Origin of the sequence: Micromonospora krabiensis, assembly GCF_900091425.1 — a bacterium.
In the GTDB taxonomy this organism is placed as follows: Bacteria; Actinomycetota; Actinomycetes; order Mycobacteriales; family Micromonosporaceae; genus Micromonospora; species Micromonospora krabiensis.
Genome location: NZ_LT598496.1, coordinates 5,786,349 through 5,799,181, shown reverse-complemented (window position 1 = coordinate 5,799,181; position 12,833 = coordinate 5,786,349). Strand labels below are relative to the sequence as shown.

12 protein-coding genes are annotated in these 12,833 nt (G+C 72.6%); 4 read left to right on the top strand and 8 right to left on the bottom strand.

Features of this window, described 5'->3' with window-relative positions; genetic code table 11:
* Window positions 1-51 precede the first annotated feature (51 nt).
* From GA0070620_RS26645 to GA0070620_RS26630, 4 genes are all read right to left on the bottom strand, one after another.
* A complete protein-coding gene (locus tag GA0070620_RS26645; protein WP_091595330.1) occupies window positions 52-969 on the bottom strand; it encodes a hypothetical protein in 918 nt (305 codons plus the stop codon).
* Window positions 959-1,468: a SigE family RNA polymerase sigma factor gene (locus GA0070620_RS26640; RefSeq protein ID WP_091595328.1), complete on the bottom strand. Its 510-nt coding sequence runs from the start codon at window positions 1,466-1,468 to the stop codon at window positions 959-961. The genes GA0070620_RS26645 and GA0070620_RS26640 overlap by 11 nt, the downstream gene beginning before the upstream one ends.
* A 180-nt stretch (window positions 1,469-1,648) precedes the next feature.
* Window positions 1,649-4,654, bottom strand: a complete 3,006-nt coding sequence (locus tag GA0070620_RS26635) for a UPF0182 family membrane protein (RefSeq protein WP_091595326.1) — start codon at window positions 4,652-4,654, stop codon at window positions 1,649-1,651.
* A gap of 167 nt (window positions 4,655-4,821) precedes the next feature.
* The gene (locus tag GA0070620_RS26630) at window positions 4,822-5,835 is read right to left on the bottom strand and encodes a YlbL family protein (RefSeq protein WP_091595324.1); all 1,014 of its coding nucleotides are present in this window, start codon (window positions 5,833-5,835) and stop codon (window positions 4,822-4,824) included.
* Between the two features lie 183 nt (window positions 5,836-6,018).
* Between GA0070620_RS26630 and GA0070620_RS26625 the strand changes: the two genes are divergently transcribed.
* On the top strand, window positions 6,019-7,248 hold the full coding sequence (locus tag GA0070620_RS26625) for a zinc-dependent metalloprotease (protein ID WP_091595322.1): 1,230 nt from the start codon (window positions 6,019-6,021) through the stop codon (window positions 7,246-7,248).
* A gap of 127 nt (window positions 7,249-7,375) precedes the next feature.
* Here GA0070620_RS26625 and GA0070620_RS26620 read toward each other — a convergent pair whose 3' ends face one another.
* Both GA0070620_RS26620 and GA0070620_RS26615 read right to left on the bottom strand, forming a co-directional pair.
* Window positions 7,376-7,969, bottom strand: coding sequence for a hypothetical protein (locus tag GA0070620_RS26620; protein ID WP_091595320.1), 594 nt, complete (start codon window positions 7,967-7,969; stop codon window positions 7,376-7,378).
* A 17-nt stretch (window positions 7,970-7,986) separates the two neighbouring features.
* Window positions 7,987-8,520 (bottom strand): M48 metallopeptidase family protein, encoded by a 534-nt coding sequence (locus tag GA0070620_RS26615; protein ID WP_091595318.1) that lies wholly within the window; start codon window positions 8,518-8,520, stop codon window positions 7,987-7,989.
* Window positions 8,521-9,041: 521 nt separating this feature from the next.
* Here GA0070620_RS26615 and GA0070620_RS33815 point away from each other — a divergent pair.
* The 3 genes from GA0070620_RS33815 to GA0070620_RS26600 all read left to right on the top strand — a co-directional run bounded on the left by GA0070620_RS33815 (window position 9,042) and on the right by GA0070620_RS26600 (window position 12,041).
* The gene (locus GA0070620_RS33815) at window positions 9,042-9,209 is read left to right on the top strand and encodes a DUF5679 domain-containing protein (protein ID WP_007464795.1); all 168 of its coding nucleotides are present in this window, start codon (window positions 9,042-9,044) and stop codon (window positions 9,207-9,209) included.
* Between the two features lie 206 nt (window positions 9,210-9,415).
* Window positions 9,416-10,483 carry a TOMM precursor leader peptide-binding protein gene (locus tag GA0070620_RS26605; protein ID WP_091595314.1) on the top strand — a complete coding sequence of 356 codons (1,068 nt, stop codon included), beginning with the start codon at window positions 9,416-9,418 and terminating at the stop codon, window positions 10,481-10,483.
* Window positions 10,484-10,694: 211 nt separating this feature from the next.
* The gene (locus tag GA0070620_RS26600) at window positions 10,695-12,041 is read left to right on the top strand and encodes an ABC1 kinase family protein (protein ID WP_091595312.1); all 1,347 of its coding nucleotides are present in this window, start codon (window positions 10,695-10,697) and stop codon (window positions 12,039-12,041) included.
* 70 nt (window positions 12,042-12,111) lie between these two features.
* Here the strand turns inward: GA0070620_RS26600 and GA0070620_RS26595 are convergent, their stop codons facing one another.
* Both GA0070620_RS26595 and GA0070620_RS26590 read right to left on the bottom strand, forming a co-directional pair.
* On the bottom strand, window positions 12,112-12,348 hold the full coding sequence (locus tag GA0070620_RS26595) for a hypothetical protein (protein ID WP_091595310.1): 237 nt from the start codon (window positions 12,346-12,348) through the stop codon (window positions 12,112-12,114).
* 1 nt (window position 12,349) lies between these two features.
* Window positions 12,350-12,715, bottom strand: a complete 366-nt coding sequence (locus GA0070620_RS26590) for a WhiB family transcriptional regulator (RefSeq protein WP_091595308.1) — start codon at window positions 12,713-12,715, stop codon at window positions 12,350-12,352.
* Between the last annotated feature and the right edge of the window lie 118 nt (window positions 12,716-12,833).

The following is a 12,833-nucleotide window of genomic DNA, read 5'->3' as shown; positions in this document are numbered from 1 at the left end:
CAAAACGACCGTCCGTCCCACCGCCGCCGACCCCGGTGACCTGGGTCGACGTCAGTCGAGCCAGTCCTCGACCGCCCGCACCGCCCGCCGGCTGTCGGCATCGACCTGGGCACGCTCGGCGGAGGTGTTCTCCCAGCCCTGCTCCCACAGCACCGTCACCACGTCGCCGATCCGCACCGCCCGAACCAACCGGACCTGCTCCTCACCCGGTTCACCCGTGCCCTCGGGGTACGGCGCCCGCATCTCGAAGAGCACCGACTCGTCCCCGTACTCCCCCGGGTCCAGCAGCCGCTGCCGCCAGGTCACCCCGGTCTCGTCGGGCCCCTGCCGGGGACAGGAGCGGACGGCCTGCCGCAGCTCCCGCAGGACGTCGTCGGCGCGACCCGGTCGGTAGATGGTGATGCTGTGCAGGTAGCTGCCGTCCGGCACGCTCCCGGGTGGCGTGTTCGCCAGCTTGTAGGCCAGGTTGCGCGCGCGGCGCTGCACCACGGCCGACTCGCTGGGATAGCGGGCCGCGCAGAGCGCCGGCAGCAGCGGCGTCGCGAGCGCCGTCTCCAGGCCCGTCCGGTTCGCCGGCGCGAGGACGAAGAAGGCGCGGTCGGGGATCGAGGTGGGCCGCCGGCGGATCGGCTCGGCGGTGGTCGGTACCACCGGCGGCACGGCCGTCGGCGTGCTCGGCCCGGACGTCGGCGCCGACGGCGACGCGGACGGGCTGGGCGTCGGGCCGGTCGGCACCGGGCCGGGGGTGTCGGCGGGCGGCGGCAGCGGCGCGGGTTCCTCGGCCGAGAACACCAGCCGGCCGCCGGTGGCCACCCCGCCCAGCAGCAACGCCACCGCGAGCGCGCTACCGGTGGCCCGGACGCGGGCCCGACGGTCGGCGCGTCGCCGGACCACCTCGGGGTGGGCCAGTTCCTGGCCGTCGGCGGTGGCGGTGATCGACCGGTAGAGGTCGGAGAGTTCAGCTGACATCGTTCGCCTCCAGCTCCACGGTGGAGAGGTCGGGCAGTAGGGCGGCGAGCCGGGCGCGGCCCCGGGACAGCCAGGACTTCACGGTGCCGACGGCGACCCCGGTCTCCAGGGCGATCTCCTCCACCGGCATGTCGAAGAGGTAGTGCAGGGCCAGGGCCTGCCGCTGAGCGCTCGGCAGCTGCCGCAGCGCGCGGACGAGCAGCACACCGTCCTCGCTCGGCGGCGGCGTGGTGGCCGGTGGTCCGGTCCGGCTCAGCACCCCCCGCCAGCGGTGCAGGCGTCGCCACCGGTCGGTCGCCAGCCGGGCGACCACCAGTCGCAGCCACGCCTCCGGCGCCGGGTGCGCCGAGAGCGTGCCCCACTGCCGCCAGGCCCGGGCGTACGCCTCCTGCACGAGATCCTGCGCCTCGGTGTGCTCGCCGGTGACCGCGTAGCCGTAACGCAGCATCCGCCGGGCGGTGCTGCGGTAGAACTCGTCGAAGCTCTGCGCGTCCCTCACCACTGTTCCCCCTCGTCCGCCCAGTTGCAGGAAGGACGACGCACCGGCGTCCGAGGTTGCGGGCTGTTCGGCCTGGTCGGAAGGGCGACAGACGGGGGCCGGACGTGGTGGAGCCCCCGTCGTCAGGACCGGGTGCGGTCCGACGACGAGGGCTCCGAGAGCTGTCCGGGTTGCGGCGGGTCAGCCGCCCGACCCGACGGGCGGGCTGCCGCTCGACGACGGCGAGGGGCTGCCGCTCGGGGCCGGGCTGCCACCCGAGGTGGGCGTGGCCTGCCCCTGAGCCTGCTGGAAGGCGGTCAGCGCCTCGTCCAGCGCCTTGAGCGCCCGCCCGTACCGCTCGAAGTCACCGGACGCCTGCGCGGCCCGGACCTCGGTGATCGCGGTCTGCACCCGGTCCGCCGCGGCGGCCAGCTCGCCGGTCAGCGGCGGTTCGTCGCCGCCGGTGGGCGGGGGCGGCGGGTTGCCGCCCGTGGGGGGCGGCGGGGTGTTGGTGCCCGGCTGCTGCCCGGCACGCTTGCCCTGCTCGGCGAGCTGCTTGATGCCGTCGGAGATGTTGTCGGCCAGCGCGACGTACGAGCCGCCGTCGCCGTACGACATCAGCACCTTCTGCAGCAGCGGGTACGCGTCCTGCTGGTTGCTCTTCACGTAGACCGGCTCGACGTAGAGCATGCCGTTGCCGAAGGGCAGCGAGAGCAGGTTGCCGTACTGCACCTGCGCCTGGTTGGAGGAGAGCAGGTTCAGCTGCTGCCGGATGTTGGTGTTGGTGTTCGTCATCCGCTGGTGCACCTGCACCGGGCCGGAGATCGCGGTCTGGTCGGGCAGCTCCAGCACCTCCAGCTTCGGCTGCCCGTCGACGTACGACCCGGAGATCAACGCGGCGAGATTCTGCCGCCCGTTCGGCGTCACCGCCGAGGTGAGCTGGAAGCGCGGCCCCTCCTGCCCCGGGAACTCGGTGAACAGGTAGTACGGCGGCTGCTTCTGGCCGCTGTCGGGGGCGTCCGGCACGTTCGGCACCTGCCAGAAGTCCTGCGCCGAGTAGAAGTCGCCGGGGTTGGTCACGTGGAACTTGGTGAGCAGGTTGCGCTGCACCTTGAACAGGTCGGCCGGGTAGCGGAAGTGCTCGGCCAACTCGGCGGGGATGTCCTTCTTCGGCAGCACCAGGTCACCGCCGAACGCCTTGTTCCAGGCCTTCAGCACCGGGTCGTTCTCGTCGAACTCGTAGAGCCGGACCGTTCCGTCGTACGCGTCGACGGTGGCCTTGACCGAGTTGCGGATGTAGTTCACGTTCTCCCGGGCGAGCTGGAACGTGCCCCGGCCGGTCAGCTCGTCGGTGGTCTCCTCGCGCAGGTTGACCCGCTCGGCGTAGGGGTAGGTCGCCGCCGTCGTGTAGCCGTCGACGATCCACTGCACGCGGCCGCCCACCACCGCCGGGTACGGGTCACCGTCGAGCGTGAGGAACGGCGCGACCTTCTCCACCCGGTCCCGCGGGTTGCGGACGTAGAGCAGCTTCGAGTTCTCGTTGACCGCGCCGGACAGCAGGAAGTTCGACTCCTGCTCCTTGATCGCGTAGAGCAGCCGGCGGGGGAACGAGCCGATCGAGACGCCACCCTCACCGGTGTAGGTGTACGACTCGCCGCCGCCCTCGCCGACCGGCCGGTCGAACTCGGCCTTCTTGTTCGGGTCGGTCTGACCGACGATCGCGTAGTCGCCGTCCTCCATCCGCTCGCCGTAGTAGATCCGCGGCTGGGTCGCCGGGATCTGCTCGGTCTGCGAGGAGCAGGCCTCCTGCGTCTTCTCGCCGAGGAAGCCGGAGACGAAGAACGGCTGGCCGCCGCAGACGACCTGGTTGGCGGGGGCCGCCACCAGCCCGTAACCGTGCGTGTACACGGTGTGGCGGTTGATCCAGGTGTTCTGCTGGTCGGTCAGCTCGCCGTAGTTGATCTCCCGGACGCCGACCACGTAGTCGGAGGTCTTGCCGTTCACCCCGTAGCGGTCGATGTCCAGCTTCGGGCCGAAGTCGTAGAAGCCCCGGACCTGCTGGAGCTGGGTGTACGTCTCGCTGACCAGCTGCGGGTCGAGCAGCCGGACGTTCGGCACGACCGAGGTGTCGGTGGCCAGGCTCGCCGGTGGTGTGAGGTTGTCCGCCGCGTACGCCGTGGTCTTCGTGCCCGCCAGCCCGAAGGCCGTCCGGGTCGCGTCGATGCTGCGCTGGATGTACGGCGCTTCCTTCTCCTTGGCGCTCGGCTTGACCTCGAAGGTCTGCACCGCCCAGGGGTAGATGCCGCCGATCGCGACCGCGGAGACGCCCAGCAGGGCCAGCGAGATGCCCGGCCAGACCAGGTTCCGCATCCACGCGTTGGAGAAGATGATGATCGCGACCGCCACGACGATCGAGATGTACGCCAGGATCTCCTTCGCCGGCAGCAGCGCGTTGACGTCGGCGTAGCCGGCGCCGTAGAGCTTGGCGCCCTCGTTGTACTCCAGCAGCATCGCCCGCCGGTCCAGCACGTACGCGATGGCCTTGAGCCCGACGAACACCGCGACCAGCGTGCTCAGGTGGGCCCGGGCCGCGTTGGTCATCCGGTCGCCGACACCCTGCAACCGCACCCCGCCGAAGAGATAGTGCACGGCCAGCGCCCCGACCACGGCCAGCACCACCGCGGTGAAACCGACGCCGAGCAGGTAGCGCCAGAACGGCAGCTGGAAGACGTAGAAGCCGACGTCGACTCCGAACTCCGGGTCCTTGACGCCGAAGTTCCCGCCGTTGCGGAAGAGCAGCCACTGGTTCCACCGGCTCTGCGCGGAGAGCCCGGCGAAGAGGCCCACGACCCCGGCGACCACCGCGATCCAGGTGCCCAGCCGCGGGCTCAGCGCCATCCGGTAACGCTCCAGCGTGGCCTGCTCGACCGAGTGCGGACGCAGCCGCGGACGCAGCCGGTGGGCCAGCCAGAGGTTGCCACCGACCACCAGCGCCATGGCCAGGCCGACGGCGAGGAAGAGCAGCAGCCGGGTGACGAGCACGCCGGTGAAGACCTGGGTGTAGTCGACCTCGTCGAACCAGAGCCAGTCCGTCCAGGCCTGTACGCCCCACCCGAGCAGCGTGAACAGCACGAACACGCCGACCAGGACAGCGATCGTGACGCGTCCGCGCCGGCTCATTCTCGGCAGGGGGCTGCTGCTACGCATGACCACTGTTGGCTCCGCACGCTCGATGTGATCGGCTCCGACCAGGCAACCAGAGTACGGGGTGTTCCTGAGCGTGGCGTCCCACGGTCACGCCGAGCTGCCGACGGCGGCCCGTCGACGGAAATTCGGCGGGACCGTGGCGGACCGCCGGCAGCGCCGTGGCGGGGTCAGCAGCGGGTCGGCTGGCCTCCCGCCCGCAGCGTCTCGAGTGCGCCCAGCGCCTCGTCCAGCGACCCGACCTTGATCAGCGGCAGGTCGGGCTGCGGGTTGCGGACGGCCTCCGCGCAGTTGTCCGCCGGCACGAGGAACACCTTGGCCCCGGCACGCTTGGCGCCGACCAGCTTCTGCGGGATGCCGCCGATCGGGCCGACCGTCCCCTCGTCGTCGATGGTGCCGGTGCCGGCGATCACCATGCCGCCGGTCAGGTCGGCGGGGGTCAGCTTGTCGATGATGCCGAGGGCGAACATCAGGCCGGCGCTGGGACCGCCGATGTCCTCCAGGTCGATGTTCAGGTTGAACGGGTGCGGCTGCTGCTGCTCGATCTCGACACCGATCCGCGGCCGGCCGTCCTGCTCACGGCTGGTGACCTGCGCGGTGGCCGGCGCGCCGGCCCGCGTGTAGCCGATGGTCAGCGCCGTGCCGGCCGGCTTGGCCCGGATCAGTTCGGTGAGCCGGGCGGCGACCGGCACCGGCTGGCCGTCGACCGAGGTCAGCTGGTCACCCGGCTTGAGCACCCCGTTGGCCGGGCCGTCCCCGGCCACCGTCTTGACGACCACCTTGACCGGGAAGCCCAACTCGCGCAGTGCGGCGGTCTCCGCGCTGGTCTGCGAGGCGGCGAAGTCCTCGGCGTTGCGCTGCTCGACCTGTTCCTGCGACTCGCCCGGCGGGTAGACCAGTTCCCGGGGCACGACCGCCTCGTCCCGCGAGAACCAGCCGACGATCGCCGAGCGGAGCTTGACCGTGGGCTGCACGCCGACCGTGGTGAGCCGCAGCTGACCCGCCGAGGTCGAGGTCTCCCGGCCGGAGACCTGGATGACCTCCTTGCCGTTCTCGCTGCCCAGCGTGTTGACAGTCGGGCCCGGACCGAGCACCACGTACGGAATCGGTGTGCCGAGCACCCCGATGCTGAGCAGGGCGGTGAGCAGGGCACCGAGCAGGACGGTCAGGCCGCGACGTCTCATGCGGCTGAGCGTACCGATCGGTCCGGAGCGCCTCGGCGACCCGCGGGAACGACTTCGCCCTCAGCGCAACGCCAGCGGCGCGACCTGGGGCGTGGCGCGCGTACCGTAGACGTCGTGCCTGATATTCCGTTCGGTTTCGCGCTTCCGGGTGGGCAGCCACCAGACCCCAACGATCCCGCGCAGATGCAGCAGTTCATGTCGCAGTTGCAGCACCTGCTCTCCACGTCGGGCAGCGGGCCGGTCAACTGGGACCTGGCGCGGCAGGTGGCGGCGAGCCAACTCGCGGCCGCGGGCGACCCGGCGGTGTCGCCCTACGAGCGCAACGCGGTGGAGGAGGCGCTCCGCCTGGCGGATCTCTGGCTGGAGCCGGCCTCCGCCCTGCCGTCCGGCATCCAGACCTCGGTGGCCTGGAACCGGAACGAGTGGATCTACAAGACCCTGGACGTCTGGCGCAAGCTCTGCGACCCGGTGGCCAGCCGCATGGTCGGCGCCATGGGCGACCTGGTGCCGCCGGAGGCCCGCGCCCAGCTCGGTCCGATGCAGTCGATGGTGGCCACCCTCGGCGGGGCGCTCTTCGGCGGCCAGCTCGGCCAGGCGCTCGGCTCGCTCGCCGCCGAGGTGCTCTCCGCCGGCGACATCGGGCTGCCGCTCGGCCCGGCCGGCACGGCGGCGCTCATCCCGGCCAACATCAAGGCGTACGGCGAGGGTCTGGAGCTGCCGGAGGACGAGGTCCGCCTCTACGTGGCCCTGCGTGAGGCCGCCCACCAGCGGCTCTTCCAGCACGTCCCGTGGCTGCGCGGGCACGTGCTCAGCGCCGTCGAGATGTACGCCTCGGGCATCCGGGTCAACCGGGAGGCGATCGAGGAGGCGATGGGTCGGGTCGACCCGACCGATCCCGAGTCGATGCAGGCGATCGCGTTGGAGGGCATCTTCACCCCGGAGGACAGCCCGGCCCAGAAGGCGTCGCTCGCCCGGCTGGAGACCGCGCTGGCGCTGGTCGAGGGGTGGGTCTGCCACGTCGTGGACAGCGCGGCCTCGGGCCGGCTGCCGAACGTGGTCCGGCTGGCCGAGGCGTTCCGTCGCCGCCGGGCCGCCGGCGGCCCGGCGGAGCAGACCTTCGCCGCTCTGGTCGGTCTGGAGCTGCGCCCGCGCCGGCTGCGCGAGGCGGCCGCGCTGTGGGCGGCGCTCACCGAGCACCGCGGCATCTCCGGGCGTGACGCGCTCTGGGGCCACCCCGACCTGCTCCCCTCCGAGGACGACTTCGCCGACCCGGTCGCGTTCGCGATGTCCGAGTTCGACCTGAGTGAGCTGGAGGGGTTCGACTTCAGCGCCCCCGGCGGCCCTGAGGAGCAGGCGCCCGGCGAGCCGGAGCGCCGGCCGGACGACGGCACCGACGACGACAAGCGGCCCTGAACCGCCGTTCCCCGGCCGGTGTCGCGCTGGCGACGCCGGCCGGGGATCTCTCTCCATCCGTCGGGCCCCGCCGACCACGGATCCACCAGCTGATCCGCTGGTCGGACGGGAGTCGCCGGCCGCCCGCTCAGTCGCCGGAGAGCAGGGCGCGGGTGGCCTCCCAGCCCTCCAGGGCGGGGTCGAGAGTGGCCAGGTCGGCCGGGCCGCGCAGCCGCCGCCAGGCCGGAGTGACGGCCAGGTCGCCGGGTTGCGGCGCCGCGGCCCGGACCGCCGCCGGCAGCGAACGGTCCAGGTCCAGCGTCGGCAGCCAGTCGGGGACGGGCAGCCGTACCGCTACGCCCAGTAGGCCGGGGCCGTTCTCGGCCGGGGCCACCGCGGCCGGTCGGCTGGTCAGCGGCCGGAGCAGCTTGCCGATGGTGAGGCCGGGCAGGTCGGGGGCGTCGGGGGCGACCACCGCCGCCTGCTCGTAGCCGCTCAGGGCCGCGAACACCGCGTTGGGCGTCGACTCGGTGACCTCGTGGACAGCCGTGTCCGGCCAGGTCACGGCGTCGGCGAGCCAGCGGTCCGCCGGGGTGACCGCCACGGCCGTGTCGACCTCGTTCAGGGTGGCGAGCAGGTCGACGGTGTCCTCGGCGAGCGCCGTGCGCCACCGCTCCGGATCGACACCGGGCGGAGTCCACGCCACCGGGCCGAGCAGGGCCACCACCACGCGCCGCACCACGCCCCGACCCTAGTCGTTCAGTCGGTGAGGGCCGGCACGCAGGCCGCCGCCGCGACACCCTCCAGGTAGCCGCGGGCGCGCTCGGCCTTCGGATAGCGGCCGACCAACGCCCAGAACGCGCTGTTGTGACTGGGCACGATGAGGTGGGCGAGCTCGTGCAGGAGCACGTAGTCGATCACCCAGTCCGGCATCTCCTGGACGCGGTGCGAGATGCGGATGGTCCGGTCGGCGGGAGTGCAGGAGCCCCAGCGGCCGTTCTGGTTGGTCACCCAGCGGACGCTGGCCGGAACGGCCTGGGCGCCGTACTCGGCGAGGTGGGCGGTGATCAACCGGGTGGCGCGGGCGAGCAGCTCGGCGTCGGAGCGGCCCAGGCGCCCCTCCCGGGCCGCGAGCCGGGCCAACATGCGGTCGACCCACTCGCTCTCCTCGGCCCGGGAGAACTGGTCGGGGATCAGGACGACGACACGCTCACCGTCGCGGTACGCGGACACCGTGCGTCGCCGGCGCTGGCTGCGCCGCACCTCGACAACCGGCTTGCGCACGCCTGCCATCACAGACCCGCGCAGCCTCGGTTTGCTGCCACGAGGGAAAGTTACTGCGTAGTGACCAGGGGTCGGAAGGGTCAACCCCGCGACACGCGCCCGGAAGATGGTGATTGGTCGCCAGGAGTCCCGAAAATTTTCTTGCCGATCACCGCGAAGCGTCACCGTCACCCTTCGTGGCGGGCCGCCGGGACGTCACCTGCGGCGCGACGGCACCCCCTCCACGTTAGGTGATCAATCCACGCGTCCGTCGTCGGGGGACCCCCTGGCGGGTCATCTGAGCGGATTCAGTCGGCGTGTCCCCGCCAAACTGACTTATCCGACGTTCTTCGCCGTGCACACTCTCGTCGTCGGCTTCCTCACAGTGTCGATGCACAGCTGACATGGAACCGCCCACACCTGGGTAGGGTCCGCGGACCAGCGGCCACTGGATGGCCGAGGAGAAAGACCCAGCGCCGGCGCCCCGCGTGGCCCGCCGCCGGGAGGACCGCCGGGACGGCATAGCCGGCGGACGAGACGAGGAGGGCACCGTGGCCGACCAGGCCCAGACCTACAACGGTTACTGCGTGAAGTGCAAGGAGAAGCGGGACTTCGAGGGGCACGTCGAGGTCTCGAAGACCGGGATGAACATGGCCAAGGGCAAGTGTCCGGTGTGCGGCACAACAGTGAACCGCATTCTCGGCAAGGCCAAGGTCTGACGGACCGCGACCGAACGGGGGTGGGGTGGCCGTCGGCCACCCCACCCCCGTTCGTCGTCACGGTCCGCTCACTGTCGCGTGCCCGACAGTAGTTACCGGCCGGTTGTGGACAACACGCGTTTCCCTGTGGACAGCGCAGGACAGAAACCCGCGCACCTGTGGACAACGACCCACCCACCGCACTGACACGGTCACGATTCGTTGTCATGGCCCGCACCCCGCTGCCCCGCCCGACCCCGTTGCCCCGCCCGACCCTGCTGCCCGGCCTGACCCGACTGTGGCGGGACCGGCACACCCTCCAACTCGGCCTCGGTTCCGAGCGCGCCGTCGTGCTGGAGATCACCGATCCGCGTGCCGCCCGGCTCCTGGACCTGCTCGACGGCACCCGTAGCGAGCGGGGTGTCCTGGCCCACCCGGCCGCCGTCGACCTCGGCGTCGAGCAGGCCCGCACCCTGATCGACGCGCTCCGGGCCGCCGGCCTGCTTGTACCCCGGCACACGCTGCTCCCCCGCGACCTCGCCGGTCCGGCCCGGGCCCGCCTCGGGGCGGAGGCCGGCGCGCTGGCCCTCGCCGCCGCGCGGCTGCCGACCACCCCGGCGCAGGTGCTCCGCCGACGACGCGCCGCCCGGGTGCTGGTCACCGGCTCCGGACGGCTCGGCGCGGCGGTCGCTTTGGCGCTCGCCCAGGCCGGCGTCGGCCAGGTCACGCCGGAACTCACCGGCACGGTGCAGCCCGCCGACCTGGTCGGCAGCGGCATCCCCGCCACGGATGTGGGCCGCCCCCTCGCCCCCGCGGTCCGCGAGGCGGTCGACCGGGCCGCTCCCGGCACCGCGGGCACGGGGCGACGCGGCCGGGTCGACCTGGTGGTCCAGCTCGGCACGGACCGTCCGGCGGCCCTGATCGCGGCCGGGTACGCCCAGCGCCGCCAGCCGCATCTGCTGATCTCGGTCCGGGAGGGGGTGGTGGTGGTCGGGCCACTGGTCCGGCCACCATCTGGGCCGTGCCTGAACTGCGTCGACCTGCACCGCACCGACCGCGACCCGGACTGGCCCCGGCTGGCGGCCCAGCTCGCCGGCGGCGGCCCGAACGAGGCGTGCGCCACGGCGACCCTGCTCGCCGCCGCCGGTTTCGCGACCGCGGAGGCGCTGGCGCAACTCGACGGGGGCAGCCCGGAGACGGTCGGCGGGGCGGTCGAGATCGACGGGCCGGGACGTGTGCGCCGGCGGAGCTGGCCGCCGCACCCCTCCTGCGGCTGCGCCCGCCGACGCCGCTGAACGACGCACCGGCGGCACCCACCGGCGCCGCCGAACGACGGACCGCGGCGCCCGCCCATCCCTCGCGCCGGGCCGCGCGGCGGGTTCGCGCCGCATCCGGGCCCGCCAGGGTGTCCTCCGGCGCGCGGTCTCGGCCCTCCCGTCCGGACCTTACGACGGGTGCCCGGCCGCTCAGCAGCCGCGGGACCGCCGCGTCGGTAACAATGACCGGGTGACCGACATCCCGCGCCGGGCCGTGTCCCGGACCGCCAAGCTCGCCTCACTGCCGCTCGGCTTCGCCGGGCGGACCGTCCTCGGCATGGGAAAGCGCGTCACCGGGCTCGCGTCCGACGTGATCTCCGCGGAGATCCAGCAGCGCACCGCGGAACAGCTCTTCAGCGTCCTGGGCCAGCTCAAGGGCGGTGCGATGAAGTTCGGGCAGGCGCTGTCGGTGTTCGAGGCGGCACTGCCCGAGGAGATCGCCGCGCCCTACCGGCAGGCGCTGACCAAGCTCCAGGAGGCCGCTCCGCCGCTGCCCGTCGCGAGTGTGCACAAGGTGCTGGCCGAGCAGCTCGGCCCCGACTGGCGTGGCCGGTTCGTCGAGTTCAACGACAGCCCGTCCGCCGCGGCGAGCATCGGGCAGGTGCACCGGGCGGTCTGGCGCGACCCGGGTTACGGGCCGTCGGGCGAGCCGCACCACCGGGACGTGGCCGTCAAGATCCAGTACCCGGGCGCGGGTGACGCCCTGCTCGCCGACCTCAAACAGCTCTCCCGGTTGGGCGGGATGTTCCGGGCGATCCAGCCCGGACTGGACGTCAAGCCGCTCCTGGTCGAGCTGCGGGAACGAATCACCGAGGAGCTCGACTACGAGCTGGAGGCCGAGTCGCAGCGCGCGTTCGCCGAGGCGTACGCGGACGACCCCGAGATCTACATCCCCGCGGTGGTCTCCTCCGCACCCCGCGTGCTCGTCACCGAATGGGTCGAGGGGACCCCACTCGCCGAGATCATCCGCGAGGGCAGCGAGGAGCAGCGGGACGAGGCGGGCCGACTGATGGCCACCCTGCACCTCTCCGCGCCGCAGCGGGCCGGGCTGCTCCACGCCGACCCGCACCCGGGCAACTTCCGCCTCCTGCCCGACGGCCGGCTCGGCGTGATCGACTTCGGCGCGGTCGCGCGGATGCCGGAAGGCACGCCGGAGCCGATCGGCCGCATCGCGGCGCTCGCCCTGCGCGGCGACGCCGAGGAGGTGGTGGCGGGGCTGCGGTCGGAGGGTTTCATCGGGGCGACCGAGGAGATCGACGCCGAGGGCGTGCTCGAGTTCCTCGCGCCGATGCTCGAACCCATCGCCGCCGACGGGTTCCGGTTCACCCGGGCCTGGCTGCGAGCCGAGGCGGCCCGACTCGCCAGCCCCCGCTCCCCCACGTACCAGCTGAGCCGCAAGCTCAACCTGCCGGCGTCGTACCTGCTCATCCACCGGGTGACCCTGGGGTCGATCGGGGTGCTGTGCCAGTTGGAGGCGAAGGCGCCGTACCGGAGCATCCTGGAGCGTTGGCTGCCCGGTTTCGCACCGGTCGGCTGACCGGGCCGGGACCCGCGGACGCCGAGGGGCGGTCGGCCGTTCGGCCGACCGCCCCTCGCATCGGTAGGGATCAGAGAACGCCCAGGTCGCGCGCCGCCTGGTTGCGGCTGTTCATCGCGACGGTACGGGCGGAACGGGTTGCCTCAGTGCTCGTGGTGCTGCGACCGGCCTGAGGCCGGGGCATTCGAGCCCGGGACAACGCTTCGTGGAGTAGTTGCATCTCGATGGCTCCGTTCGGGACGTGCAGCATGGTGTTCTCACTCGCTGCCGGCTTGACGCCGGCGTAGGTGGTGCGGATCGGGTTCATGTCAGGCCGCCAGCCGGACCGCGTTACGCCCCTGGGACAGCCCACTGGCCGCCAGGCGCTCCTCGGCCTCGACCCGCAGCGCGGCGTCACGGGCGACGTCCTCCTTGCGCGGACGGCCACGGGGCCGCTTGCGCGGAACGACCGCGCCACGCTCGAAGATCTCGCCGCCCCAGACGCCCCAGGGCTCGGCCCGCTCCACCGCACCGGCGAGGCACTCGACGCGCAGCGGGCAGTCCCCGCAGAGCGACTTGGCCAGCTCGAGCTCGGTGGGCGAGTCGGAGAACCACAGGTCGGGGTCGAACTTCCGGCAGGGCAGGTTCGCCTCCAGCTCGATGCTCACGTCGAGCGGGGCCAAGGCCAGACTCATCTCCCGGTCACCTCTCTCTCACTTCGATCTCGTGGATCGCTGTTTCCGACTACTTCGGCGGGGCAAAAAAACTGAGGCCGCGGATCCCGGTGTGCGGGTTCCGCGGCCTCGAGGTGAG

Bases quoted from the DNA above. Each gene is read 5' to 3' on its own strand.
- GA0070620_RS26615 (WP_091595318.1), bottom strand. From the start codon at position 8,520: ATGGCAGGCGTGCGCAAGCCGGTTGTCGAGGTGCGGCGCAGCCAGCGC.
- GA0070620_RS26645 (WP_091595330.1), bottom strand. From the start codon at position 969: ATGTCAGCTGAACTCTCCGACCTCTACCGGTCGATCACCGCCACCGCC.
- GA0070620_RS26605 (WP_091595314.1), top strand. From the start codon at position 9,416: ATGGCCCGCACCCCGCTGCCCCGCCCGACCCCGTTGCCCCGCCCGACC.
- GA0070620_RS26635 (WP_091595326.1), bottom strand. From the start codon at position 4,654: ATGCGTAGCAGCAGCCCCCTGCCGAGAATGAGCCGGCGCGGACGCGTC.
- GA0070620_RS26630 (WP_091595324.1), bottom strand. From the start codon at position 5,835: ATGAGACGTCGCGGCCTGACCGTCCTGCTCGGTGCCCTGCTCACCGCC.
- GA0070620_RS26595 (WP_091595310.1), bottom strand. From the start codon at position 12,348: ATGAACCCGATCCGCACCACCTACGCCGGCGTCAAGCCGGCAGCGAGT.
- GA0070620_RS26590 (WP_091595308.1), bottom strand. From the start codon at position 12,715: ATGAGTCTGGCCTTGGCCCCGCTCGACGTGAGCATCGAGCTGGAGGCG.
- GA0070620_RS26625 (WP_091595322.1), top strand. From the start codon at position 6,019: ATGCAGCAGTTCATGTCGCAGTTGCAGCACCTGCTCTCCACGTCGGGC.